Below are 24646 nucleotides of genomic sequence, written 5' to 3' on the forward strand. Positions count from 1 at the left end.
ATAAATCAGTCCCCTTTAGCGAGTCCCCTTTAGAGGTCCCCTTTAGCGCGTCTCTCGAGTCCCCTTCACGCTAAACCACTTTTCAATGCGCAGAAAAAAAGGCGGTCACCTTTCGGGACCGCCTTTTCTGTTACTGCACGACGCTAATCAGTGAAGCGGATCAGTCCGGCAGTTTGTAGGCGATCACGTAATCGCCCTGTTTGGTGCCCAGCGAACCATGACCGCCTGCAACGACCAGCACGTATTGCTTGCCGTCCTTGCCGGTGTAGGTCATCGGCGTGGTCTGGGCGCCTGCTGGCAGACGGCCTTCCCACAGCTGCTTGCCGTTACGAACGTCGTAGGCGCGCAGGTATTGGTCGAGCGTTGCGCTGAGGAACGACACACCGCTGGCGGTGATGAACGTGCCGCCCAGGCTTGGAACGCCCATGGTCAGCGGGATCGGAACCGGCGCGCTGTCACGCACGGTGCCGTTCTTGTGCTTCCAGATGGTCTGGTGGTTGGTCAGATCGACCGCTGCCACGTAGCCCCATGCTGGCGCCTGGCAAGGCAGGCCCATTGGCGACAACAGCGCTTCGAGGATGACACCGTAAGGGGCGCCCTTGTTCGGCTGCACGCCTTCGGTTTCGCTCTTGCGACCCGGGCCGCCTTCGACTTCGGCCGCCGGTACCAGTTTGGAACGGAACGCCATGTAGCTCGGGTTCACGAAAGCAATCTGACGCACCGGGTCGACCGAAATGCCGCCCCAGTCGAACACGCCGAAGTTACCCGGATAGACCAACGTGCCTTGCAGCGACGGTGGAGTGAACGGGCCTTCATAACGCAGGGATTTGAAGTCGATGCGGCAGAGCATTTGATCAAACGGCGTCACGCCCCACATGTCGCGCTCTTTCAGCGGCGGCGGCATGAAGTTCAGATCGGACTTCGGCTGGGTAGGCGACGTGTGATCGCCGGCAACAGCGCCCTGGGGTACAGGGATTTCGTTGATTGGCACGATGGGCTGACCGTTGCTGCGGTCCAGCACATAGATGCTGCCTTGCTTGGTCGAGGCCAGAACAGCAGGCTTCACGCCGTCAGCGGTCTTCATGTCCATGAGCGTTGGCTGACCGCCGACGTCCATGTCCCACAGGTCGTGGTGAGTGAACTGGAAATGCCATTTCACGTGACCGGTGGCGATGTCCAGTGCGACCAGACCTGCGCTGAATTTCTCGGACGCCTCGGTGCGGTTGCCGCCCCACTGGTCAGGCATCTGGTTGCCCATCGGCAGGTAGAGCATGCCCAGCTTTTCGTCGACGCTGAACATCGACCACATGTTGGGCGAGTTGCGGGTGTAGGTCTTGCCTTCGGCAAGCGGCGTGGTGTCGTCCGGATTGCCGCTGTCCCAGTTCCAGACCAAACGGCCTGTGTGCACGTCGAACGCACGGATCACGCCCGAAGGCTCGTCGGTGGAAAGGTTATCGGTGACGTGACCGCCAATGACCACGAGGTCTTTAGTCACTGCCGGTGGCGACGTCGAGTAGTAACCGCCCGGTGCGTAAGTGCCGATGTTGGCGCTCAGGTCGATGGAGCCGTTGGTGCCGAAGTCTTCACACATCTTGCCGGTGTCGGCGTTCAGGGCGATCAGACGGGTGTCGGCGGTCGGCAGGAAGATACGACGCGGGCAGGCATTGGCTGCGCCGGCAACCGCTGGAGCAGCAGGGCTTTGCGCAGGTGCTGCAGCGTCGGTCGGCGCGGTGGCAGCGTAGGCGGCGTCATCGTGATACGACACGCCACGGCAGGTCATGTGCGCCCAACCCTTGAAGTTGGCCGCCTTGCCGCTGCTGATCTTCGGATCGAAGCGCCAGATTTCCTTGCCGGTGTCCGGGTCCAGTGCGATGACCTGGCTGTGCGGCGTGCAGACGTAGAGCATGCCGTTGACTTTCAGCGGGGTGTTTTCGGCCGTGGTTTCACCCGGATCGTTCGGACCCGGAATGTCGCCCGTGCGATAGGTCCACGCCGGGACCAGCTTGCTGACGTTGTCCGGAGTGATCTGCGACAGCGGCGAGTAGCGATCACCGAAGGCGGTGCGGCCGTAGGACTGCCAGTCGCCGTCAGGCATGGCCGGGGCGGCGCTGGTGGTGCCGGCGGTTTCGCGGTCCAGCTGGCCTTTGATTTCACCCGGGTTGGTGAACTGGCTGGCCAGTGCGGCGATGCCCGCGACAATCACGGCGGCGCCCAATGCGCGCGTACCGGCATCGCCGACCTGGCCACGCAGGACCGGACGACGGAACCATGGCAGCAGCATCACGATGCCCAAGGCAAACCAGAGTGCCAGGCGCGGCACCAGCTGCCACCAATCCAGGCCCACTTCCCACAATGCCCACACGGTACTGGCGAACAACACCAGTGCGTACAGACCGAATGCCGCGCTGCGACCCATCATCAGCAGGACGCCGGTGATGGCGAAGCCGATGCCGGCCAGGAGGTAGTAAAGCGACCCGCCCAGCGTCAGCAGTTTGATGCCGCCGACCAGCAAGGCCAGACCCATTATCAGAATCACCAGCCCGAGCAAGCTCGGAAGCAGGCGACCCTTACCGAAAGCACCCTCAGTGCTCATAAGTGTTGTACTCCGTAACGATGTGGTGGTTAACGCGTGTTGGCGTGAAGGCGCGGCGGGTAAGCCATGCCTTCAATGCCGATGCCTGGATGCAGTCGGACGAGCGAGGCAGATCAGAACGAGGACTGGATTTTCAACCCCGCGACCAGTGCGTCATCAACCTGATTCACGCCGCCCGGATGACGGATGAATTGCAGGTTCGGGCGCACGGTCAGCCAGTTGGCGACGTGCACGCCGTAGTAGATCTCGGCGTTGTATTCGGTGTCCTGCACAGGCAGGAACGCCGGATCGTTGTAGTCCGAGACGCCTTCGGTCTGATTGCGCAGGTTGATGTTCTTGCGGTACGCCGGGTTGACGTGGATGCGGCTGATGCCGACGCCGATGTCATCCTCGGGGCGCGCGTCGAACGGGCCCTTGTACGTCGCGCCGAGGGCAACGAAGTTGTCGATCATGTTGGTTTTCTTGTCGTGCAGCGTGCCGTTGGCGAACAGGCTCAGGCCGCGGCTGTTGTCGCTGGCCTCGCTGGTGACTTGCTGGCGCAGGGTCAGCCACATGCCGTGTTTGCTGGACGACGGGGCGTAGTCATCGCCGCTCCGGGCGGCGTATCCGCCGTTGCTGTCCTTGTAGACGTCGCTGCTGTCGGCAGTGCTGTAGTAGTAACCGGCGCGGTATTCGCCCGGCAGGCCGTTGACCTTCGGCGACCAGACCACCTCGACCGGCAACACGGCGCCCTTGGTGCCGCTGCCGCTGAGTTTGAAGGCGTTGTCGTTTTCAAGATTCGACGGGTTCTGTTCGAACGCACCAACCTGCACGAACAGTTCAGGGCTCAGCTGATATTTGACGCGCATTGCCCACTGGCTGACCGGCCAGTTGTACCAGATCCCGCCGTCCCAATTGCCGACCTGGGAGCCGCACAGCGCCAGGTTCTGGAAGTCGCACGGAAAGGTGTTGAAATCTTCGCCTTCGTTGAACCGGCCGACCTTGACGCTGAGCGTTCGGTCGAGAAATTTCTGCTGGTACCAGAGGTCGGTCAGGCGCGTGACGCTGCCTCGGCCCCAGACTTCCTGGGACGACGAAATGGTGCCGGTGCGGGGATCGCCCACACGGTCATTGCTGATGTTATCGCCGTTGCGATTAGTCAGGGTCAGCTGAAATTCGGCGTCGTGCCAGCCGAGGATCTTCTGCAGGTCCATGTGCGCACCGAGGGCGAACTGGTCGCTGTAACGGGTCGCCTTGTCATGGTTGTAACCGCCGTGCAGATTCGAGCCCACCTCGACCACGGAATCGAGCTTGAAGTCGTAGCCCCGTTCGGAGAGCTCGCTGCGCTTGCCGCCCCAGTCACCCAGCATCCACGGTGACGTGCTATCGAACGCCGGCGCGGCATGGGCGCAGCTCGCAAACCCCAGCGCGGCAAGGCTCAGCGCGCTGGCATGACGAAGAGCTCGGGACAATGTGCAGGTCGGGGTGCAGATCGGGCGTTTCAGATGACTGGGCATTGGGCGTGAGGTCTTTTCTGAGTTATTCGAGAGCAAAAGGCGATGCCGCTCGCAACGCTTTGGAGGCGCATTGCAAGGTCTTAACAAATGACGAATTAACCGTTTCAGCGTTTAGGGCGGCGATGATAGGACGCTAACGATTTTTTAAAAAGTCAAAATTGCGATATGGATCGTTGCGATCGGCGTAACAGTGGCGGGGAGTCCGGGTAGCGCTGTCCATCGTCTGGCCCGGGTGTCTGCTTTGTAAGAGAGCAGGTTGATGTCCCGCCGACCCTTACAGAGGGAGCGTGGATGGGCGTTTAGACGGGGTCTCCAGATTGTAGGATTCTGCGGCTTGGCGGCTCGCGCGACCCAAATGTAGGACTGGCTTTAGCCGGGAAGAGACGGGTTCAAACACCGTAGATGTACGGCGTGGCGGATGACGCTTTCCCGGCTGAAGCCGGTCCCACTAAGACCCTGCGTCGTGCCAGCAAGAGTGGCTGAATGCATGCGATCTAATTGTGGGACCGGCTTCAGCCGGGAAGAGGCCGGTTCGAACACCGTAGATTTACGGCATGGCGGCTGGCGCTTTCCCGGCTGAAGCCGGTCCTACCCAGTGAGGGGCCCGTTGGGGCCGCTCAAGTTGCGGCGTCACCGTTCAGGTGGCCGCTCTAAAATGTCGTCCGGAGCCCGACCTCGACACTACGGCCTTCAGCCGGCGCGATGTCGCGCAGAATGGAGCTGGCGTAACGCACGGTCTGATTGGTGAGGTTCTCGCCGCTGACGAACGCCAGCCACTGACTGCCACCCACCTTGAACGTGTAGCCGGCACTGGCGCCCAGCGTGGTGTACCCGTCGGTGCCGGTTTCGTTATCCGGCACCCGCCGTTGCGAAGCAGCGTGTTCGAGGTCGATCCTCGCTTGCCACTTGTCCAGTTCCCACAACAATCCGCTGTTGAGCCGCAAAGGGGCGATGCGCGGCAGGGCTTCTCCGGTATCCAGGTTCTTGGCACGGGTGTAATCGCCGGACAGCTCCAGGGCGAAATTGCCATACCGGGTTTCGCCGAGCTTCCAGTGATCCTTGGCCTCGAAACCGGCAAACCGAGCGCGCACGCCTGAGTAGGTGTACTCGGGGATGCCGTCAGGGTCTTCAGCGCCTTCATCGTTCAAGGTACGGCCGCTGCCCAGCAGTCCGATGTAGTTGGAGAAGTGGCTGTAAAAGACGCCGACACTTCCTTTATGGGTACCGTTGTCAAAGCGCAGCGCCAGATCGCTGGAAACGGCTTTCTCTTTGGATAGGTCGGCATCCCCGACTTCGTACGTGCCGGTGGCGACGTGAGCGCCATTGGCATAGAGCTCATAGAACGTCGGCGCCCGCTCGGTGTAGCCAAGGGTCGCCGCCAGCGACCAGATCGGCGTCAGCGTGTAAACGGCACCGGACGAAACGCTCCCTGCAGTAAAGCTGCTTGAGCTGTTGGCGTTGGCGAATCGCTCGTTGCCCCCTCCGTCCGGGTCCACGGTGGTGTGTTCAATGCGGCCACCCAGGCTGAGCTTCAAGCGATCAGTGGCCTGCAGCTCTTCCAGAATGAACAAGGCACCGACGTCAGTATCGGTCTGCGGGACGAAGGCCTCTTCGCCAAGGGCTGAAAACTCGCTGCGCGTCACTTGGGCGCCGACGATGCCTTCAACCGGGCCGATGGGCTGATGCCGGGCCTCGACGCGGGCTTCATAGCCCTTGTTCTTGAACGTGGTGCCGACTTCGCCGTCTTCGATCTCCATGTGCTTGTAATCGGTATAACCGGCGTCGAGTTTGACCGAGCTGAACGGGCCGGAGAGATTGCGGATCTCGGAGGCGAATGCGTAGTGGTCCTGCTTCATGCGGATGCGCACGCCTTGCTCGGCGGGCGATCCGTAATTGGCGTCGTAATTGCTGTAGGAAAGCCCGGCGTAACCGTCGTCCCAGGTGTAGGAGCCTCCGACCGCGCCTCCGTCCTGTCTCCCATCGCTGTTACCGAGGCGGTGTTTTTTGTCGCTGTCTTGCGGATCCCGCGCGCGCTCATCGGCGGTGCGGGCATAGCCCGGGATCTTCAGGTCGTTGAACTCCCGGGCGTTGGCGTCCAGGTGCAACGCAAAAGTGCCATTGCCCGCTTCCAGCTTGCCCGCGCTGCTGCGGGTTGTGTCGGCACCGCCATAACGCAACTCACCCGCGCCCTGAATGCCCTCGATGGCTTCGGTGGGGATGCGGTTGTCGAACGTGTTGACCACGCCGCCGATGGCGCTGCCCCCGTAAAGCAGCGCTGCAGGGCCGCGCACGATTTCAATGCGGTCGACGTTGACCGGATCCAGCGGCACCGCGTGATCGTAAGACAACGAGGAGGCGTCCAGCGCGCCGACTCCGTTTCGCAGAAGCCGGATGCGATCGCCGTCCAGCCCCCGGATGATCGGCCTGCTCGCGCCCGGTCCGAAATAGGAGGATGAGACGCCGGGCTGTTTATTCAGCGTCTCGCCCAGGCTGCCTTTCTGTTGCAGGGTCAGCGCATCGCCGGTCAGTACTGTGCTTGGCGAGGCAAGTTGATCGCTGCCCAGCGGGTTGGCAGTGATGATTTGCGGCTCCACCTCGATGGCGTACGCAGGTGAGGTGATCAGCAATGCGGCAGCAAGCGGCGTCAGGCGCCACGGTCGGATTTGTGAGGGACGGGACATGCGACGTTTCCTTGAACAACGATTCAAAAGATGCGATTTGTAAGTGTTATAACATAACACCGAAAAAGCAATCATTTTGAAATCGGTCGCCCCCGTCGGCTGCTTGCAGTCTTCACACTGACTACGGCGTCCGTTAAGGTGCGCAGCTCGCGAAACCTCTTGTCCAACCAGCCCGTCCCCTCAGCGTCCATAGGCCCGCCATGACCACACCCAACAACAACCCGCTGCACGGCGTGACGCTAGAGCAGATCCTCATCGCGCTGGTCGAGCATTACGAGTGGTCGGGCCTGGCCGAACGGATCGACATTCGCTGCTTCAAGAGCGATCCGAGCATCAAGTCCAGCCTGACGTTTTTGCGCAAGACGCCCTGGGCGCGGGAGAAGGTCGAAGGGTTGTACATCAAGCTGGCGCGCACCAAGCGGCCCTGACTTGACCTGAATCGCCGATTGCCAAGGACTGATCCAAATGCCCAGCCCCACGTTGCAGATGTCCCCAGGCGGGCGCCGCTTTGTCATCACGGCCGCCATGCTCGGCTGGCTTGGGCTTGCGGTGCAGCTCTATCTGATTCTCTGGGGGCGATGGATCGACCACGCCAGTCTTCTCGGCGGGCTGGTGCGGTTTTGCAGCTTCTTCACCGTGGTGACCAACACGCTGGTGGCAGTGGCACTCAGCTGTGCGGTCATCGACCGGCATTCAGCGGGGTATCGGTTTTTCCGTTCCCCTGTGGTCTGCGCGGGGATCACCACCAGCATTGTTCTGGTGAGCCTTGCCTACAACCTGCTGCTGCGGCATCTGTGGACACCCGAAGGCTGGCAGTGGATCGCCGATGAATTGCTGCACGACATCATGCCGTTGCTGTTCCTCGCCTACTGGTTGTTCTTCGTCCCCAAAGGCCTGTTGAAACCCCGGCATGTGCTGATGTGGATGCTGTATCCCGTGGTTTACTTCGGCTATTTGCTGTTACGCGGAAATGCCTTCGGCGACTACCTCTATCCATTTCTCGATATCGGCACGTTGGGAGTGGCCAAGGCGCTGACCAATGCGCTGGGCGTGCTGGCAGGTTTTGTGGTCATTGGGTCAGTCGTTTATGGGATAGACAAGGTTTTGGGCCGTAGAGGGCAGTCGTAATCTTCAATAAAACTGACGCGCCTCAAAGCTGGCGCGCCGGCGGTATTCGATCATTTCCGACGACCTCTCATTCCTCGTCCGAACCGTCCGCACGCCAGTATCCCGCCGCTTTTACCAACGCCTCATCCAGCTTGAAGTCATCCAGCAGCACGCGCCGCACCTTGCGTGACAGGGACGATTCGGTCGCTACCCAGGCATACAGGCTGCCTGGGGGCAGGGTCAATTGGCGCGTTACATCAAGCAGATCCTGCTCGCCACGCACCACCCAGATGACCTCGATCTGCGCCTCGCTGGTCAGCGTCTGGCGCTCCGTTACGTCATCGATTTCGACCACCACCAGCGCACGCCGACCCGCCGGCAGCGCTTCCAGCCGACGACCGATGGCGGGGAGGGCGGTCTCGTCGCCGATCAGCAGGTAGCTGTCGAACATATCCGGCACGATCATCGAACCCCGGGGCCCGGCGATATTCAGCGTTTGTCCGACCTCAGCCTGGGCCGCCCAGGTCGCCGCTGGACCGTCGCCATGCAGCACGAAGTCGATGTCCAGCTCGCCGGTCTGCGGGTCGTAGCGCCGCGGGGTGTAATCGCGCATCGCCGGACGCGGGCCTTCAGCGTTTTGCAACGGCGCCTCGCTGTCCAGCGCCGCCTGCTCTTCGGGCGTGGTGGCGAACAACAGTTTGACGTGGTCGTCCGTGCCCAGACTGATGAACCCTGCCAGCTCCGGCCCGTGCAAGGTGATGCGGCGCATGCGCGGGGTGATGTCGGTCACCCTCAACACTTCCAGCTTGCGACGTTTGATCTCGTGGCTGACGCGGTGAATCCCCTGAGGTGCATTCATTCCGATGTCTCCGAAGCAGTTTGTTGGCCGTCGACGATGGCTTTCGCGGTGTCGTTCAGCAGGTCGCGAACCCGCAGGATTTCCTCAGGGTTCCAGCGGCCGTGGTGCATCTGCAAGGCATGACGCAGGTTGTGCACGGCCTCGTGAATTTCCGGCGGACGATCGTGGCCGCGCAGCGAGCGCTTGCTGACGTCAATGCGCATTTTCACGCCATCCAGCGCGACGGCCTGTTCAGTCAAAGACTGCTGACCGGCCTCGGTGATGCGATAGCGTTTCTTGCCGCCGTCGGCATCGCCCTGAATCAACTCGCTCTCTTCCAGAAAGGTCAGCGTCGGGTAGATCACGCCCGGGCTCGGGCTGTAGGCGCCGTCGAACAGCGCTTCGATCTGGCGAATCAAGTCATAACCGTGGCACGGCTGATCGGCGATCAGCGCCAGCAGCATCAATTTCAGGTCGCCCGGGGCAAATACCCGAGGCCCACGGCCGCCGCGTTCACGGCCGGTACGTTTCTCGAAACCATCGCGGCCGTCGCCGTGTTCGCCAAAGTGAGGACGGTGGTGGTGGGGGTGATCGTGTGAATGGTCTTTCATGTTTTTCATCTCTGGGTACAAGTTAGATATACCTTAAGATATATCTTATTGTTTCCGCAAGACGCGTTAAGACGAACGGCTGTTGTCCGGTTTCTGGGGGATGAACTCGATAACTTCAATGAAAAACCGGCTACAGACGCGATGCGACCTGCGTAGGGACGGGCGCCTTGCACTGCGTGAAAGTGCCCGGCTCCAGGTAGGGATTGAGAATCGGCGCCATGCCTTTGAGCACTTGCACCGGGAGGGCGGAGGTGAATTTGAAGCTCTCGGCGGCGCGTCCCGGGACGTACGCCGTCAGGGTGCCGTAATGATTGTCACCGATGAAAAACACGAAGGTCGCGGTGCGGTTGATGGCCTTGGACGCCAGGATTCGCCCCCCTGCACCGATGCTCTCGATACGGTTGTCGCCCGTGCCGGTTTTGCCGCCCATGGCCAGCACGCTGCCATCCTGAGTTTTGAAACTGCCGGACACCCGCCTTGCCGTGCCGGCATCGACTACTTGCGAAAGGGCCTCGCGCATGGCCGCAGCGACTTCCGATGGCAGCACCCGTTTGCCCAGCTCGGGGTTGTTGATCAGCTGGGTTTCGTACGGCGTCTGCGCGGCGAAATGCAGGCTGTCGATGCGCAGCACCGGCAGGCGAATGCCATCGTTTTGAATGATGCCGATGAGTTCGGCGAGCGCGGCGGGTCGATCACCAGAACTGCCAATCGCGGTCGCCAGCGATGGCACCAGATGATCGAACGGATAGCCCAGCCGCTGCCAGCGCTGATGAATATCGAGAAACGCTTCGATCTCCAGCATGGTGCGAATACGGCTGTCGCGCGCGCTCTTGTGCTGGCTCTTGAACAGCCAGCTGTAGACTTCCTGACGCTCGAAACGGCTGGCGGCGACGGCGTCCTTGAACGTGGCGTCCGGGTTCTGCAGCAGATACCCCACCAGCCACAGATCCAACGGATGAACGCGGGCGACGTAGCCCTGATCCGGCAGGTCGAACTTGCCGGGGCCGTAGGCGAAATAGAGTTCGTCCAAGCGCTTTTCGGTCAGTGCCGTCTTGCCCTTTTCCCCTGCCATGTGCGCCCGCATGAACGCATTAAACGCGCTCTGCGAGGCGTCCGGCAGGAGATAGCGATGGACCGCAGCGAGACGGCTTGCCGCAGGATGCACGCCGTCGAGAAAGGTATCGAGCCGGTCCTGGGTGGATTTGCTTTTGTAACGCTTCCAGAAGCGCAGCAGGAACGACTTGCCCTCACGGTCGGCGAAATCGGCCAGGTATTCCTGACGCCTCGGATCGCTGTCGTCCTTGAGCAACACGGCGCTGTTGTTGGGCCCCTGATAGGTGGTGTAGCGCACCAGATCGCGCATCAGGCGAATGAACGGCAGGTTGATCGACTCGCGCAGCGCCTCGCGAAGAGTGGGGTTGCGCGCATTGTCCTCCCGGCGAAAATTGTTGAAATGGTGCAGGCCGCCCCCGGTGAAAAAGCTCTCGCCGGGGCTGGCCGAATACTGCCGATCGAGGGCGGCAGTGAGCATCTTCGACAGGTCGCGATCGTTGTTCTGGATCAGGTAATCCACCGCCCAGCGGCTGAGACGGTCGGACTCCTCCACCGCGACTTTTTTCAGGGCGCTGTTGGGCAGGTCGGCGTACTTGTCGTGCAGCTCGGCGACGATCTGCAAGTAGGTCGTCAGCACGCGCATCTTGGCCGTCGAACCCAGCTCCAGCTTGCTGCCCTCGTTGATGTCAAAGGGCTGATCCGTGCTGTCCGTCTGCACCCGCACCCGCGAGCCATCGGTGTCGCGCTCGAACAGCGTGAAGCTGTAACGCACCGCCTGGGTGCTGGTGGGTGTCAGCAGGCGCTCGCCGATCAAGCCCATCTGACCGGCAAATTCGGGTTTGGCGAGGTCCCGCAGGTACTGACCGACGCTGACCTGCAGGTCGTTCTGCAGCGTGCTGGTGGCTGACAGATCCAGACGGTCGAGGTCGTACAGCGAACGATTGAGCATATTCGACAGCCGCGTGCGGGCGACGGTGATGCCTTTGTTGCTCTCAATCGGCTGCACCGTCGGCTGCTGCACCCAGTCGCGATAGGTCACGCTGGCCGCCAGAGCGGCGTCGGCCAGCGGTTGATCGATGACTTTATTCTGTGCGAGCACGCGCAGATGGCTGTCAGTCAAATCCGCGAGTTCCTGGCGTCCCTTCGCCAGAAAATGTGAGGGCCTGCGCTGCGCGATCACCAACGACAGCACTTCGCGCAGCGCCAAACCCTTCGCCGCCAGGGTTTTATCGTCGTTGGCCGTCGAAGCCAGCAACTGGTTGGTGCGGTCGAAGTCCGCGCCGTACCAGACCCGCAACCCTTCGGCCATGCCGTGGACTTCGCCATGACCGGGGACCGCTGACAGCGGCACGCTGTTGAGGTAATCGCGCACCACCCGCTGCCGCGCCTCGAGGGTCTGCTGGCCCGGCTGATAGGCGCGAACGCTGGCGGACACCATCTGACGAATCTTCTCGCTGCCCGACAGCGTCAGGCCGTCCGGCGAGTGCCGGTACTTCTCCAATTGAGTCGCCAGTGTACTGCCACCGGCAGACTGCCCCGGCAACCCCACCATTTTTGCCACCTGGGAAAGCGCCGCCTTGAAGAACCTTGGCCAATCCACCGCCGGATTGGCCAGCGGGCGCTGTTCATCCAGCAGGTCGCGGTTCTCGATGAACAGCAGGCTGTTGACCAGCACGGGCGGGATGGCGGCGAAGGTCGGGTACAGCTGCTGCGGGTAGGTGTATTGATAGAGAGGCTCGGCGCGACAGTCAGAAATGGTCAGGCCGGATTGAATCTTCTCCTGATACGGCACGAAGAAACCGCGCTTGGCGTAGGACATTAGATCGGGAGAGAAACGCGCCTGTGCGCTGATCAGGTAGTCACGCTTGAGCAAGCGCGGCAGGAATTCGTCGAGGGCAGAATAGCCCAGGCGTTTGTCAAAAGGCCCGTCACCAGGGTACACAATGGCGTCACTGGGGCCGGCCTCGATGGTGTAGCTCAGGCCTTGGGCCAGTTGGCTGAATTCCTGGGCCTGCAAACGCGAGCTGCGCACTTCGGTCGAGACCACAAATCCCAGAATCACCGCAGCGACCAGCACCGCCGCCAGCAAAAAACGCCACACGTAACGTCGTGGGCGAGCATGGCCTGGCACTGATCCGTTCCCCTGACTGTCAGCCTTGACCGCAGCCTTCTTCGTATCGGAATGCCAAAAAGCGCCCATATCGTAAGCCCGGTCCAGCCTGCACATCGCACTTGATACAAGCGTAGACGCTGGTGGGCGCGGAGGGGATTTTGTGCGCTGGGGCGTAAGACTTTTCCGATGTGCAACCTGAGTCCCCATCATGATGGACCCGCCGACCGAAAAGTTTGGGGGCTTTGAACGGTTTGAAGCGTGATGAGATGCCGGTCCTCAAAACGGTGGTGATGCCCCCATCAAACCTTCACCACCCGCGTCGCCTTCGGGCTGCCCAATCGCTTGTTCAACTCCAGCCAGTTCGACAACAGCAGCATCAACCCCAGGCCTAGCAGCGCGGTGATCACGCGCATTTGCCAGGCATCGTCCGCCAGCGCGTTTGCCATATCGGCGAGCGGGGCGAGGAGGACGCCCAGGCAGAAGATCTCCAGCGAATAGCGGCCCATCCGGCAAGTCTGCTGGACGGGCCAGTTGTCGAGCCAGGTTACCGACGTCGGCAGCACCTTGGCGACGACATACACCAGCGCAAGGAAATGCAGCAAGCGCACCGGCGACAGATCGGTCTTGCTGATCGGATAGATCAGTTGGGTCAACGCTGAAGGCAGGAGCGCGTCATGCACGTCAGGAAATTTCCACAGCACGGTGATGACGCCGGCCATCAGCAGGTAGGTCGCCGCCATGAGAAACAGCGGCTGTTGCCAAAGCGGGCGAGCGCTGGGTTTAGCGGTCAGCTCGCGTTGAGTGTGCAAGGCAAAGGCCCCGCCGAGCACGAAGATCAACTGCCAGGCGACTGGATTGAAATACCAGTAACCGCCGCCTTCGTAGGCGCGCAGGTTCCAGCCAAGCAGCGGCACCATCATGTACAGCGCAATCGACAGGCCGATCGCCAGCGCCGTGTTGCGCAGCATGATCGGCAGAATGATCGGAAGAGCACCCATCAGCAGAATGTACAGCGGCAGCGGGTCGGTGAGGTTGGGCTTGAACCTCAGCAACAATTCATCGGCCAGCGCCTGCTGCGGGTTGCCAACGAAATACTCCAGCCCCATCTCCCGCACCATGTCGCGGGTTTCGACGTGGTTGTTGGCGACGAAAACGATGCCCATCAGCAGCGTCAGCAAAAAGATGTGCGCGACGTACAGCACCCATGTGCGCCGCAGGATACGCACGCAAGCCACGACATAGCCGTCACGCTGCGCCACCCGGCCATAAGCGAGTACGGCGGCGTAGCCGGCGAGAAACACGAACACCTCGGCGGCGTCGCTGAAACCAAAATTGCGCAGCGTCAGTTGCGCGAACGGGTTGGCCGGCACGTGATCCCAAAAAATGAAAATCAGCGCCAGACCCCGAAAGAAGTCGATGCGATGGTCGCGTCCGTTCGTCATGACGGTGGGCCTTGCAAAGGTGTTTATAGAAGAGGGGCCAGTGGGGCCGTGGTTCCTTGCCGTCAGCAGGGTCTGATCGGCGGCGCGCAGGGTGGCGGGTTTGCGGGGTAAAAGCAAAGGGTGGATGTTGCAGGATGTCTCGCTTGCTTGCCTCTTCGCGTTTGATTTTTCATCACCAGTGCATCCTCTGAGTTCCGTGGACATGATTTTACGGAAGGGGCGTCTGGTGAAGGTATCTCTGGGTGGGCGGGCGCATGTTCAAAGGTTTGGACAGCGGAAGCAGATTCTTTAGAGCGTGAACAGAGACGCGACAGCGAGAAAGCCGTCGCGCTGGGTGTGCGTTTCAGCGACTAGCGTCGGCCAGGCCATCCTCAATGAAGCGCACGGAGCTTTCCATTGCCTGCTGACCTTCCGGCAGCATGGTGGCGTAGAAGTGCCAGGCGTGGAACATCGCGGGCCATACCTCCAGGCTGACGCGAACGCGGTTATCCGCGAGGTGAGTTGCAAGTCGCATCGCATCGCTCAACATCAACTCGTTCTCCCCGATCTGCACCAAAATGGGTGGGAGACCGGTGACGTCTGCAAACACAGGAGAAGCCAGAGGATGATTGGCCAGCGTATCTCCCAGGAACGCTCTAGCGAGGATATCCAGGACAGGCTTGGAGTTCAGCGGATCCAGACCTTCCCGATTGCTCATGGAAGCCCCGGTGTGTTCAAGGTTCGCCCAAGGCGAGATGGAGGAGCCAACCGCAGGCAGTGGAAGCCCTTTCGATTTCGCAGCCACCATCACGCTGACAACCATCGCGCCACCGGCTGACTCGCCAGAGAACGCGATCTTGTTAGCTGGGATCTTCTGCTCAAGCAGCCACTCGTAGGCGCGCAGTGTGTCGTCAATAGAGGCTGGGAACTTGTGCTCAGGGGCAAGGCGGTAGTCCGGCATGTACACACGAGCGCCGAGCATTTTTGCGTAGTTGCCGCCGATGCCGCGGTAGCCGTCTGGACGGCCAACAATGTACGCACCACCGTGGATGTACATGACGACTGCGTCGGTTTTGATCTCATCAGGGGTAACCAGTGTGCCCGGTACGCCACCCATGTCGACTGCTTCGAATTTGACGCCAGCAGGCGCAGGATTTTGTGCGAGCATTTTTGCGTAAGAGTCGCGGATGTCGCTCATTTTCGTAGTGGTATCGATTCCCTTAAGAACGGGTACTAGATCGCTCAGGCTGTTGGCCCAGGTTTGGACGGCTGCTTGTACTTTAGTGTTCATAATGACCTCAATTGATCGCTGGGAGTGGATTAGCTAATTGAGATACTATGCTTAGTATTGGGGAATAGGGTTCCCCATAACAGGTGCTAAGCCGCCCGAACGTTGACGCTCAGAGGTCTCCATGGAACTCCATAACCTGAACGACATTGCCGCCTTTGTAAGCTCCGTAAATGCTGGCAGCTTCACTGCGGCGGCGAAGCAGCTGGGGCTCACTCGTTCGGCGGTGGGGAAGTCGATAGTTAGGCTTGAGGCTCGTTTGCAAGTACGCCTGCTCAATCGCACTACTCGTAGCTTGAGCATGACGGACGACGGCCAGGTTCTTTATGAGCGGTGTGTGGGTGTTCTCCAGGATCTGGACGATGTGGAGGACGCCTTGGCGTTTCGTCGCTCGACACCCAGTGGACGGCTGCGGATGAGCCTGCCGGTTGCATTGGGCAGGCTCCATGTTCTCCAGCACATCGAATGCTGCCTGAAAGATTGGCCCTCGTTGAGCGTGGATATCACTTTTTCGGACAGGTTGGTCGACCTGATCGATGAAGGATTTGATCTGGCCATGCGTATCGGGCCGCCCAAGGAGGACTCTCGGTTACTCACACGTACAGTGGCCTACCAACAAATGATCACCTGTGCTTCACCAAAGTATCTGGCTGAGCATCCACAGCCCCAAAGGCCCGACGACCTTTCAGAGCACCAGTGTCTGCATTTTGTGAGCGGTGGAAGACTGCTTCCCTGGAGTTTTCGAGTCAATGATCGCTCTCTGTCCGTTACCCATGGTGGAAGGCTGCAGATGGACAGTGCTGAGTCACTGCACCAGTCAGCTGTCGCTGGCTTGGGTATTGCGACCCTGCCTTCGTACGTGGTTAACGACGATTTACGCAACGGCAAGCTTGTCCAACTGCTGGCGAATTACGCAGAGGCGGCGGAGCCTATTCGGGTGATCTATCCGAGCAAACGTCACCTCTCTCCGAAAATCCGTCTCTTTATCGATAAGCTTGTGGAGACTTGGTCGCCTTGTCCTCCATGGGATCAGTATCTGACGGACGACCTTCGTCCTGTCTGACCGTTAGCTAATCCCACGTGCAGGCTCGATGCCAGGCTCCCTCGAAAGGCATTTTTCCGTATCGGCTTAGGTAAGCAGCCGCCGGAAACGAATTTTTCAAGAAGCGGCATAGCGATACGACGAGCGGCACATCAGGTTGCTAATAACACGCGCCCCTTTTTTACGCGCAGATCCCCAACTCAACCGCAGATTACAGAGCTTCCGGCATCAGCATCGGCTTGCGGTCCAGTGTCTCGCTGATCATTCGATAGATGTCTTCCTTGCCATCGTAGCTGCAGCAACGGATCTCGTGAAGCACTTCGCGCTCTTTGGGAGACAGCCCGATGTAGTTCCACTCGCAGGCCTGGCGCATGAACACGTCGTGGTCGTTGACCGGCATGACGTCGTCAGCGGCTTCATGAAAAGCCTCCACGATCGTTTCGATCAGGCTGACGAGCTCCTTGGATTCAGGCTTGCCGTCGGTCGCCTGGACCAGACGCTGCAGATGATTCAACGCGCTGCGGGCGTCGATCAGCTTCATGTGTGCGGGGACGCTCATTTCGTAACGATCGATCAAGTGCATGGCACTACCTCCTGGTGTTGTTGTTCATTCCGTTCCCGTTGAGGACCGGGCTGGGTCGTCAGGGCGCGAACGTTAGCGGCAGGGGAGGCGTCGGAAAAGCCGAAAGTTGTAACCGTTACAAAATCGGTTGCGATTGAACTTTGTTGAATTGATACTGTATAACGTATTAGATGATTGCTTACATTCTGGAGAAAGACGATGAAAGCCGACATCCATCCCGACTACCGTCAGGTGCTGTTCCACGACACCGCTGCCGATGTGTTTTTCCTGATCGGCTCCACGGTTGATACTGACCGCACGTATGCTCACACCGATGGCAACACCTATCCCTACGTTGCCCTCGACGTGTCCAGCGCGTCGCATCCCATGTACACCGGCCAACAGCGCAAGACCACCACCGAAGGCCGTATCGCCGGCTTCAATAAGCGCTTCGCTACCTTTGGCTCCGGCGCCAAGAAAGAGGAATGACAGCGGCACGTCCCGCGCTCCGGGTATCGACAGTCGATCACCCGGGCGCGGGATTTTTTTGCCGTTTTTTTCCTGTATTCCGTCTCGCAAGCCACCTTGGCACTGGACTATCGGGCCAAATTGCTTTTAGCTCTGCGGCCTGAAATTCAGGAGCATCCCCCTTTGAAAAAGTCAGTCGCCATCGTTTTCGGTGGGCAATCCTCCGAGCATGAAGTGTCGTTGCAATCGGCGCGCAACGTGATCAACGCGATTGATCGCAACACCTTTTCCGTCACCCTCATTGGCGTCGACAAGCGTGGGCATTGGTTGCGCTTCGACGAGCAGGATTACCTGCAGAACCCCACCGATCCTGCGCACATCAAACTCAGTGAATCCGGCCGCCTGCTTTCGCTGATGCCGGGCGCCAGCGGGCCGCAGTTCGTGGAAGTGCAGACCGGCGCAGAGGTGCCGCGCATCGACGTGGTGTTCCCGCTGATCCACGGCAGTTTCGGGGAGGACGGCTGCCTACAAGGCATGTTGCGCTTGCTGGACATTCCGTTCGTGGGCCCGGATGTGCTGAGCTCCGCGGCGTGCATGGACAAGGACGTGACCAAACGGCTGCTGCGCGATGCGGGTATTTCGGTCGCGCCCTTCGTGGTCCTTCAGCGTGGCGAGACGGTGGATTTTGTCAGCATCTCTGCGCAGCTGGGGCTGCCGCTTTTCGTCAAGCCGGCGTGCCAGGGATCGTCGGTCGGCGTGAGCAAAGTCGTCGACGAAGCCGGTTATGCTGCTGCGCTGAAACTGGCCTTCGACTACGACAACAAGGTGCTGATCGAGCAGGGCATCGTCGGTCGTGAAGTGGAATGCGCCGTGCTGGGCAACCACGAACCGAAGGTCAGCGTGTGTGGTGAGGTCGTCGCCAATGACGAGTTCTACGCCTACGACACCAAGTACCTGAATGACGGTCAGGCCCGCATCGCCATCCCTGCGCAAATGTCCGAGGATATGAGCGAGGCCGTGCGTGAAGTGGCGCTGCAGGCCTATCGCGTGCTGGGCTGCGCCGGCCTGGCGCGGGTGGATTTCTTTGTCACCGAGGCACGGGAAATCATCATCAACGAGGTCAACACGCTGCCCGGTTTCACCTCCATCAGCATGTACCCGAAACTCTGGCAGGCCAGCGGATTGAGCTACGCCGAGCTGATCGACCGGTTGATCGCGCTGGCGCTTGAACGCGCTGAAGAAACCCGAGCGCTGAAAACCGAGGTGGTGCTGTGACGGTGAAAACACTCCGTATCGCTGCGGCCCTTTTGACCCGTGCCGATGGCAAGACACTGCTGGTGCGCAAGCGCGGGACTGAAGCGTTCATGCAGCCGGGCGGCAAGATCGACGCAGGGGAGTCGGCGCTCGATGCGCTGGCCCGTGAGTTGAACGAGGAACTGGGGCTGGTCATCGCGCCTGAGCAAGCGCAATTCCTGGGTGAATTTTCGGCGGTGGCGGCGAACGAACCGGGCTTCGAAGTGAACTGCCAGTTGTATGGCGTTCAGCTTGAAGACCCGGTCAATCCCGCGGCCGAGATCGAGGAAGCGATCTGGGTCGACGGCGGGAATATCGACCAGTTGCACCTGGCGCCGCTGACCCGGGATTCGATACTGCCGCTGTATCGAAGCCTGGCGACAGCCTGAGTTCGACACCATCAACTGTAAAAGCGCTTGCCCGCGAAGGCGGTGGCTCAGGCGACCGATGTGTCACAGGCACAATCTTTCGCGGGCAAGCGCGCTCCTACAATTTGCCGATTGCACGGCCATTAACGAACCGCGCTCACCCCATCCAGTGTCGAAAATGACGTGTCTTTTGCCGTCAGCAGGAAGTCGCGCATGTAGGGCGCGTCCAGCATGTCTGCACGAATCGCCGCGTACAGCGTAGCGAACAATCCTTTTTCCCCCAGTCGCTTGCCCTTCACGTACCCGCGTGAGCTGTATTCATGCAGCGCCCAGTGCGGCATCCCGCAGACGCCGCGGCCGCTGGCGACCAGTTGCATCATCATTACTGTCAGCTCGGACGTGCGCACCTGCGCCGGTTCGATGTCGGCTGGCTCAAGGAAACGCGTGAAGATGTCCAGCCGGTCGCGCTCGACGGGGTAGGTGATCAGGGTTTCATTGATCAGGTCTTCTGGCACCACATAAGGCCTGGCCGCCAGCGGATGCTGATTGGCGACCGCGAGCATGGCCTCGTAGGTGAACAGCGGCACATAGGTAATGCCTGCCAGCTCGAGAGGGTCCGAGGTCACCACCAGATCCAGATCGCCACGGGCCAGCGCGGGCAGGGGCGCGAAAGCGAAGCCCGACGCTAGATCAAGTTCCACCTCCGGCCACGCATCGCGGAATTGGTCGATCGTCGGCATCAGCCACTGAAAGCAACTGTGGCATTCGATCGCCATGTGCAGGCGCCCGGCGACACCGCCGGCGAGCCGCGAGATATCGCGCTCGGCATGGCGCAGTTGCGGCAGCACCGAGTCGGCCAGTTGCAGCAGACGCAAGCCCGCGCTGGTGAACCGCACCGGTTTGGTCTTGCGCACGAACAGCGGCATGCCCATGCGCTCTTCCAGCTCCTTGAACTGGTGCGACAGTGCCGACTGCGTCAGATGCAGGCGGTCAGCGGCGTCAACGAGGCTGTCTGCTTCGCGTAACGCATGCAGGGTTTTCAGGTGGCGAATTTCCAGCACCGACGGCGCTCCATGAGTAAATTTTGTGATCAACACGAATTTAATGAGTTTGTCTCATGTAAGGAGAAGTGTCGACAATGGCGCCATCTTTTGAAGGAAGCAGTCAGCATGGGCCAGGTCAACAACTCGAATTTTCCTCACACCGGCGTCGCCAAGGACTTCAAGCACATCCTCGAAACCCTGGGTGACGGCATTGATGTGGATTCGGTGCCGACGTTCACCCCGGACCAGCGCTTCAACCTGAGCTGGGCGCCGCTGTTCGATGAGGTCGACCAGGCCCGCGCTTTGGGCAACACCATCCGGCCCGAAATCATCGGCCCGCTGACGTACCTGTGGCTGGGGCAAGCTGAAGGCGAGGGCTTCGACAGGCTCGACCTGCTGGACCGTCTGCTGCCGGTTTATGGCGAGATCCTCGGTCGGCTGGCGGGCAAGGGCGTCGAGTGGGTACAGATCGACGAGCCGATTCTGACCCTCGACCTGCCGCAGGACTGGAAGAACGCTTTCGAGCGCGCCTACCACGCCCTGCAGTATTCGCCGCTGAAAAAATTGCTGGCGGTCTCCTGCGGGGGGCTTGGACTGGGCAGCAACCTTGGCCTTGCGGTGTGTTTGCCAGTGCAAGGCCTGCATGTCGATGTGCTCAGTGCGCCGGAGCAAATGCCTCTGGTGCTGGACCGCCTGCCCATCTACAAGGTGCTTTCACTGGGTGTAGCTGGCGAGCTTGATCCCGCTTGCGCTGACGGTGAAGCCGCGCTGGAAGTTGTGAAGGAAGCTCAACTGCGCTTCGCCGACAACCTATGGGTCTCCGATTCGATCAGCACACCGACAACAGCAGCAGCGTAAACACAGCCCCAGATGACCGTTTTGCTACCGCTCAGCCCTCTTCATCAAACTGTCACGCAACTGTGGCAGCGCGCTTGAGCAAACTTCATCAGACTCGCGGCCTACTGGGGTTCTGTGTGTCGGTGTTTTTCCATGCGGGTTTTACTTTTTCTGGCTGCGCTCTTGTGCAGCCTGCCGTCTTTTGCGGCCTCTCGATGCGATGTTGACGTTCCCACGCAGGTGGCCGAGCTCGATGACGTGCACCTGGCGTATCAGAGCATCGGCCGTGATTCCGATCCTGCGCTGCTGTTGGTCATGGGCCTCGGCGGGCAGTTGATCCACTGGCCGGACGAAGTGGTCGTCGCGCTGTGTCAGCAGGGCTTTCGCGTCATTCGCTACGACAACCGGGATGTCGGCTTGTCGACCTGGGTCCAGGCGCCGCCGAGCCCCAACCTCACTTACGAAGTGCTGCGCTACAAAATCGGCCTGCCGGTGTCGGCGCCGTATTCGCTGACTGACATGGCTCAGGATGCGCTGGGCTTGATGGACGCGCTGCACGTTCAGCAATTCCATGTGCTGGGGGCGAGCATGGGCGGCATGATTGCCCAGCATCTGGCGGACATGGCGCCCAAGCGCGTGGAGAGCCTCACGCTGATCATGACCAGCTCCGGCGCCCCCGGCCTGCCGATGCCCAGCCCTGCATTGCTGCAATTGCTGGCCCGTCGCGGCGCGCCGGACCGGCAGACCGCCCTTGAGCAACAGGCTGATTTGCTGGCTGCGCTGGGCAGTCCGGAGGTCAAGGATGATCGGCAGATGCTGCTGCATCAGGCGGCGGTTTCCTATGACCGAGCGTTCAATCCTGAAGGCGTGAAAAGGCAGATTCTGGCGATCCTGTCAGAACCTAGCCGAGTGGAGCTGTTGAATCGTCTGCGCGTGCCGACGCTGGTCGTTCACGGCACGGCCGATCCGCTGTTGCCGGTCATGCACGGAATTCATGTGGCGGCGCATATTCAGGGCAGCCAGTTGAAGCTGATTCCCGGCCTGGCCCACCGTTTCCAGGAAGCCTTCAAGGCCCCATTGCTGGCGGCCGTGTTGCCTTATTTGCGAGAGCATCGTGAAGACGCATCCCACGTCGCGCAGCTCTAATGAGACGGCGGGGTTGACCCGCCCTTTGAGGACGGGCGTGCCGGTGTAGGGTTTGAGCGCCACCGTGATCGGCGTATCGTGGTGCTTTTCCTCTCTTGCACGAGGCTGCCATGAGCACTCCGCTGAAAATCGACTTCATCTCCGACGTGTCCTGCCCCTGGTGCATCGTCGGCCTGCGCGCGCTGGACCAGGCGCTCGAACATCTGGGCGATGAAGTCCAAGCCGACATCCACTTCCAGCCCTTCGAACTCAACCCGCAGATGCCGCCGGAAGGCCAGGACATCTTTGAGCACATCGCCGAGAAGTACGGCTCGACCCGCGAGCAATTCCAGGCCAATGCCGAAAACATCCGCGAGCGCGGCGCTGAGCTAGGGTTCGTCTTCAAGCCGGGCGATCGACGCATCTTCAACACCTTCGACGCCCATCGACTGCTGCACTGGGCCGGACTGGAAGGCAAGCAACACGCGCTGAAAGAGGCGCTGTTCACCGCCTATTTCAGCCAGCACGCTAACGTTTCCAGCCACCAGGTGCTGGCCGATGTTGCGCTAAAAGTGGGTCTGGACCGAGTGCGCGCCGAGGCCTTGTTGGGCAGCGACCAGTACGCCAGCGACGTTCGCGAACTGGAACAGTTGTGGGTGTCGCGGGGCGTGAGTTCGGTGCCGACGATCGTCTTCAATGACCAGTACGCCGTTTCCGGTGGGCAGCCCGTCGACGTGTTCGTCAGCGCCATTCGTCAGATCGTGGGCGAAGAATCGAGTGTGGTTAACCCGGTCGACTGAAACCTGTAATCGACCCTGACGGGTAGAGCGCAGTTGAGTATCCGGGCCTCTCCACCTTTGGGAGGCCCCGATCGCTTCCGATGCTACCCGTCATCCGCTGTGACGCGTCGTTCGTTGCATTTCAAAAAACACTTGCTACTCCCAGCCACTTTCGGATATCAATTTGTACATGATTAGACAGGTTCGATTCGACAAGAAAAAACGTGTGGTGGATGAGCTGGCTCGACGTATCGAGACCGGTCAGATGGGCTCGGGCGAATTGTTACCCGGCGAGAATCTGCTCGCACAGGAATTCAATGTCAGCCGTGGCACGCTGCGCGAGGCATTGTCCGAGCTCAAGCGACGAAATTACATCGCGACGCAAACCGGCGTGGGTTCGATTGTGACCTACGACGGCATCTCGCTGGATCAGCGCGCCGGTTGGGCCCAGGCCCTGGCCGATACAGGCGCCAAGGTCAGCACCGAGATTCTGCGTCTGGTGGCGGTGCAACGGCCTGATCTGGCGGGCCGGTTTGGCACGGCCGAGTTCATCGCGTTGGATCGCCGTCGAACGGCAGGCGATGGCAGCGTGGTTTCCCTGGAGCGTGTGCTGATTCCGGCCTGTGATGGCCTGGAAAATCTGCCCCGCGACGGGCTGATCGAAGATTCGCTGACCGTCACACTGGCCGCCCACGGTTATGTCGGCGATCGCGGCGATCAGTGGATCGGAGCCGAGCCTCTGAGCAACGATGACGCGGCGCTGATGTTGCGCCAGCCGGGCTCGGTGTTTCTCAAGGCGACGCGCACCACCTTTGATCGCCGCGAACGTTTCATGGAGCACGTGGAAAGCCTTCTGGACCCCGTGCATTTTCGTCTGCATCTGGCTTTTGGATCACCCACATGACTGCACTGATCGACATGCGCGACCGAGGCCTCGGCGCTTTCTACGGACTGGCGCTGGGCGATGCATTGGGGATGCCCACGCAGTCCCTCAGTCGCGAGCAGATCAGGCAGCGATTCGACCGCATTACCACCTTACAAGCCGCTGGTGCCGATCAGCCGATTGCGCCGAACATGGCCGCCGGGTCGATCACCGATGACACCGAGCAGGCGGTGCTGGTGGCCGAATTGCTGGTGGCCGGAGGCGGGCGCATCGAACCCTCGGATCTGGCCCAGAGCCTGATCGACTGGGAAGCGGTGATGCAGGCCAAGGGTTCGCAGGACCTGCTGGGTCCCTCGACCAAGCGCGCCATCGAGATGATTCTGGCCGGGCACAGTCCTGAAGAATCCGGGCGGTTTGGCACCACCAATGGCGCCGCCATGCGCATTACACCGGTCGGCATTGCCTTCGATGTACGCGAAGAGGCGCCCTTCAGCGAGGCGGTCAAGCAGGCCTGCCAGGTTACACACAACACCAATCTCGGCATCTCCAGCGCAGCAGCGGTTGCGGCGGTTGTCTCGGCGGGCATCAGCGGTGCCAGTCTCGCCGAAGCCCTCGATGTCGGCGCGCGCGTGGCCCATGAGGCGGAGCGCCACGGATACTGGATAGCCGGCGGCCGAATTGCCGCCCGGATCCTTTGGGCTAAACAGCTGTGCGCAGAATGCAGTAACGAACAACTGCCCGAATTGATTTATGACGTGATCGGCACGTCGGTCGCCTCCCAGGAATCGGTGGTCGCTGCATTCGCCATGGCGCATCAAGTGGCTCGCGGGCGGTTATCGGCAATCGATGCGCTGTGCATGGCCGCCAGCCTGGGCGGCGACACCGATACCATCGCTGCCATGCTCGGGGCAATGCTCGGTGCCTGCGAAGGCATGGGCGCCTGGCCCGGGCCGCTGATCAAACAGATCCAGAGCGTCAATGCGCTCGACCTTCACCCCGTGGTCGAGCAGTTGCTGTCCCTGCGCGCGGTCTGACCCGACCGACG

Annotated in this window: 20 protein-coding genes and 1 pseudogene; 11 read left to right on the forward strand and 10 right to left on the reverse strand. The window is 60.8% G+C overall.

Features of this window, described 5'->3' with window-relative positions; genetic code table 11:
* Positions 1-160 precede the first annotated feature (160 nt).
* From ACQKEN_RS07560 to ACQKEN_RS07570, 3 genes are all read right to left on the reverse strand, one after another.
* Positions 161-2593, reverse strand: a complete 2433-nt coding sequence (locus ACQKEN_RS07560) for a glucose/quinate/shikimate family membrane-bound PQQ-dependent dehydrogenase (protein WP_108122225.1) — start codon at positions 2591-2593, stop codon at positions 161-163.
* 113 nt (positions 2594-2706) lie between these two features.
* On the reverse strand, positions 2707-4089 hold the full coding sequence (locus ACQKEN_RS07565) for a carbohydrate porin (RefSeq protein ID WP_427684808.1): 1383 nt from the start codon (positions 4087-4089) through the stop codon (positions 2707-2709).
* Between the two features lie 650 nt (positions 4090-4739).
* Complete coding sequence (locus tag ACQKEN_RS07570) at positions 4740-6770, reverse strand: TonB-dependent receptor (RefSeq protein ID WP_427684810.1); 2031 nt, start codon at positions 6768-6770, stop codon at positions 4740-4742.
* 200 nt (positions 6771-6970) lie between these two features.
* Here ACQKEN_RS07570 and ACQKEN_RS07575 point away from each other — a divergent pair, with 200 nt between their 5' ends.
* Together ACQKEN_RS07575 and ACQKEN_RS07580 are read left to right on the forward strand one after the other, a co-directional pair.
* Complete coding sequence (locus tag ACQKEN_RS07575) at positions 6971-7198, forward strand: VF530 family DNA-binding protein (protein WP_074888901.1); 228 nt, start codon at positions 6971-6973, stop codon at positions 7196-7198.
* A gap of 37 nt (positions 7199-7235) precedes the next feature.
* Positions 7236-7898 (forward strand): Pr6Pr family membrane protein, encoded by a 663-nt coding sequence (locus ACQKEN_RS07580; protein ID WP_427684812.1) that lies wholly within the window; start codon positions 7236-7238, stop codon positions 7896-7898.
* A 67-nt stretch (positions 7899-7965) separates the two neighbouring features.
* Here ACQKEN_RS07580 and ACQKEN_RS07585 read toward each other — a convergent pair whose 3' ends face one another.
* The 5 genes from ACQKEN_RS07585 to ACQKEN_RS07605 form a co-directional block, all read right to left on the reverse strand.
* Positions 7966-8736, reverse strand: coding sequence for a siderophore-interacting protein (locus tag ACQKEN_RS07585; RefSeq protein WP_427684814.1), 771 nt, complete (start codon positions 8734-8736; stop codon positions 7966-7968).
* Complete coding sequence (locus ACQKEN_RS07590; RefSeq protein WP_427684816.1) at positions 8733-9326, reverse strand: PadR family transcriptional regulator; 594 nt, start codon at positions 9324-9326, stop codon at positions 8733-8735. Before ACQKEN_RS07590 ends, ACQKEN_RS07585 begins: the two co-directional genes overlap by 4 nt.
* A 130-nt stretch (positions 9327-9456) precedes the next feature.
* Entirely contained in the window at positions 9457-12579 is a 3123-nt protein-coding gene (locus ACQKEN_RS07595) for a transglycosylase domain-containing protein (protein WP_427684818.1), read from the reverse strand.
* Positions 12580-12791: 212 nt separating this feature from the next.
* Complete coding sequence (locus ACQKEN_RS07600; RefSeq protein ID WP_427684820.1) at positions 12792-13934, reverse strand: OpgC domain-containing protein; 1143 nt, start codon at positions 13932-13934, stop codon at positions 12792-12794.
* Positions 13935-14277: 343 nt separating this feature from the next.
* Entirely contained in the window at positions 14278-15204 is a 927-nt protein-coding gene (locus tag ACQKEN_RS07605; protein ID WP_427684821.1) for an alpha/beta hydrolase, read from the reverse strand.
* 121 nt (positions 15205-15325) lie between these two features.
* Here ACQKEN_RS07605 and ACQKEN_RS07610 point away from each other — a divergent pair, with 121 nt between their 5' ends.
* Positions 15326-16264, forward strand: coding sequence for a LysR family transcriptional regulator (locus tag ACQKEN_RS07610; RefSeq protein WP_427684822.1), 939 nt, complete (start codon positions 15326-15328; stop codon positions 16262-16264).
* A 190-nt stretch (positions 16265-16454) separates the two neighbouring features.
* Here the strand turns inward: ACQKEN_RS07610 and ACQKEN_RS07615 are convergent, their stop codons facing one another.
* Positions 16455-16826: a hypothetical protein gene (locus tag ACQKEN_RS07615; RefSeq protein ID WP_427684824.1), complete on the reverse strand. Its 372-nt coding sequence runs from the start codon at positions 16824-16826 to the stop codon at positions 16455-16457.
* Between the two features lie 198 nt (positions 16827-17024).
* Between ACQKEN_RS07615 and ACQKEN_RS07620 the strand changes: the two genes are divergently transcribed.
* The 3 genes from ACQKEN_RS07620 to ACQKEN_RS07630 all read left to right on the forward strand — a co-directional run bounded on the left by ACQKEN_RS07620 (position 17025) and on the right by ACQKEN_RS07630 (position 18955).
* The gene (locus ACQKEN_RS07620) at positions 17025-17294 is read left to right on the forward strand and encodes a type B 50S ribosomal protein L31 (protein WP_427684826.1); all 270 of its coding nucleotides are present in this window, start codon (positions 17025-17027) and stop codon (positions 17292-17294) included.
* 162 nt (positions 17295-17456) lie between these two features.
* Positions 17457-18548: a D-alanine--D-alanine ligase gene (gene ddlA, locus ACQKEN_RS07625; protein WP_427684828.1), complete on the forward strand. Its 1092-nt coding sequence runs from the start codon at positions 17457-17459 to the stop codon at positions 18546-18548.
* Between the two features lie 2 nt (positions 18549-18550).
* On the forward strand, positions 18551-18955 hold the full coding sequence (locus tag ACQKEN_RS07630; RefSeq protein WP_427684830.1) for an NUDIX hydrolase: 405 nt from the start codon (positions 18551-18553) through the stop codon (positions 18953-18955).
* Positions 18956-19077: 122 nt separating this feature from the next.
* Here ACQKEN_RS07630 and metR read toward each other — a convergent pair whose 3' ends face one another.
* Entirely contained in the window at positions 19078-19995 is a 918-nt protein-coding gene (gene metR, locus ACQKEN_RS07635; RefSeq protein ID WP_065992512.1) for a transcriptional regulator MetR, read from the reverse strand.
* 207 nt (positions 19996-20202) lie between these two features.
* On the opposite strand from metR, the pseudogene ACQKEN_RS07640 reads away from it, so the two are divergent.
* The 5 genes and pseudogenes from ACQKEN_RS07640 to ACQKEN_RS07660 all read left to right on the forward strand — a co-directional run.
* Positions 20203-20811, forward strand: a pseudogene (locus tag ACQKEN_RS07640) (5-methyltetrahydropteroyltriglutamate--homocysteine S-methyltransferase); the annotation flags it as partial.
* Positions 20812-20967: 156 nt separating this feature from the next.
* Positions 20968-21960 carry an alpha/beta fold hydrolase gene (locus tag ACQKEN_RS07645; RefSeq protein ID WP_074888922.1) on the forward strand — a complete coding sequence of 331 codons (993 nt, stop codon included), beginning with the start codon at positions 20968-20970 and terminating at the stop codon, positions 21958-21960.
* 110 nt (positions 21961-22070) lie between these two features.
* Positions 22071-22739, forward strand: coding sequence for a DsbA family oxidoreductase (locus ACQKEN_RS07650; RefSeq protein WP_427684832.1), 669 nt, complete (start codon positions 22071-22073; stop codon positions 22737-22739).
* A gap of 169 nt (positions 22740-22908) precedes the next feature.
* Positions 22909-23622: a GntR family transcriptional regulator gene (locus tag ACQKEN_RS07655; RefSeq protein ID WP_427684834.1), complete on the forward strand. Its 714-nt coding sequence runs from the start codon at positions 22909-22911 to the stop codon at positions 23620-23622.
* On the forward strand, positions 23619-24635 hold the full coding sequence (locus ACQKEN_RS07660; RefSeq protein ID WP_427684835.1) for an ADP-ribosylglycohydrolase family protein: 1017 nt from the start codon (positions 23619-23621) through the stop codon (positions 24633-24635). The genes ACQKEN_RS07655 and ACQKEN_RS07660 overlap by 4 nt, the downstream gene beginning before the upstream one ends.
* Positions 24636-24646 lie beyond the last annotated feature (11 nt).

Source organism: Pseudomonas sp. NPDC078416 (genome assembly GCF_050268485.1).
Classification (GTDB): Bacteria; Pseudomonadota; Gammaproteobacteria; order Pseudomonadales; family Pseudomonadaceae; genus Aquipseudomonas.

Bases quoted from the DNA above. Each gene is read 5' to 3' on its own strand.
- ACQKEN_RS07610 (WP_427684822.1), top strand. From the start codon at position 15,326: ATGGAACTCCATAACCTGAACGACATTGCCGCCTTTGTAAGCTCCGTA.
- ACQKEN_RS07585 (WP_427684814.1), bottom strand. From the start codon at position 8,736: ATGAATGCACCTCAGGGGATTCACCGCGTCAGCCACGAGATCAAACGT.
- ACQKEN_RS07645 (WP_074888922.1), top strand. From the start codon at position 20,968: ATGCGGGTTTTACTTTTTCTGGCTGCGCTCTTGTGCAGCCTGCCGTCT.
- ACQKEN_RS07660 (WP_427684835.1), top strand. From the start codon at position 23,619: ATGACTGCACTGATCGACATGCGCGACCGAGGCCTCGGCGCTTTCTAC.
- ACQKEN_RS07595 (WP_427684818.1), bottom strand. From the start codon at position 12,579: ATGGGCGCTTTTTGGCATTCCGATACGAAGAAGGCTGCGGTCAAGGCT.
- ACQKEN_RS07655 (WP_427684834.1), top strand. From the start codon at position 22,909: ATGATTAGACAGGTTCGATTCGACAAGAAAAAACGTGTGGTGGATGAG.
- ACQKEN_RS07650 (WP_427684832.1), top strand. From the start codon at position 22,071: ATGAGCACTCCGCTGAAAATCGACTTCATCTCCGACGTGTCCTGCCCC.
- ACQKEN_RS07570 (WP_427684810.1), bottom strand. From the start codon at position 6,770: ATGTCCCGTCCCTCACAAATCCGACCGTGGCGCCTGACGCCGCTTGCT.
- ACQKEN_RS07580 (WP_427684812.1), top strand. From the start codon at position 7,236: ATGCCCAGCCCCACGTTGCAGATGTCCCCAGGCGGGCGCCGCTTTGTC.
- ACQKEN_RS07575 (WP_074888901.1), top strand. From the start codon at position 6,971: ATGACCACACCCAACAACAACCCGCTGCACGGCGTGACGCTAGAGCAG.
- ACQKEN_RS07620 (WP_427684826.1), top strand. From the start codon at position 17,025: ATGAAAGCCGACATCCATCCCGACTACCGTCAGGTGCTGTTCCACGAC.
- ACQKEN_RS07560 (WP_108122225.1), bottom strand. From the start codon at position 2,593: ATGAGCACTGAGGGTGCTTTCGGTAAGGGTCGCCTGCTTCCGAGCTTG.
- ACQKEN_RS07615 (WP_427684824.1), bottom strand. From the start codon at position 16,826: ATGCACTTGATCGATCGTTACGAAATGAGCGTCCCCGCACACATGAAG.
- ACQKEN_RS07605 (WP_427684821.1), bottom strand. From the start codon at position 15,204: ATGAACACTAAAGTACAAGCAGCCGTCCAAACCTGGGCCAACAGCCTG.
- ACQKEN_RS07590 (WP_427684816.1), bottom strand. From the start codon at position 9,326: ATGAAAGACCATTCACACGATCACCCCCACCACCACCGTCCTCACTTT.
- ACQKEN_RS07600 (WP_427684820.1), bottom strand. From the start codon at position 13,934: ATGACGAACGGACGCGACCATCGCATCGACTTCTTTCGGGGTCTGGCG.
- ACQKEN_RS07565 (WP_427684808.1), bottom strand. From the start codon at position 4,089: ATGCCCAGTCATCTGAAACGCCCGATCTGCACCCCGACCTGCACATTG.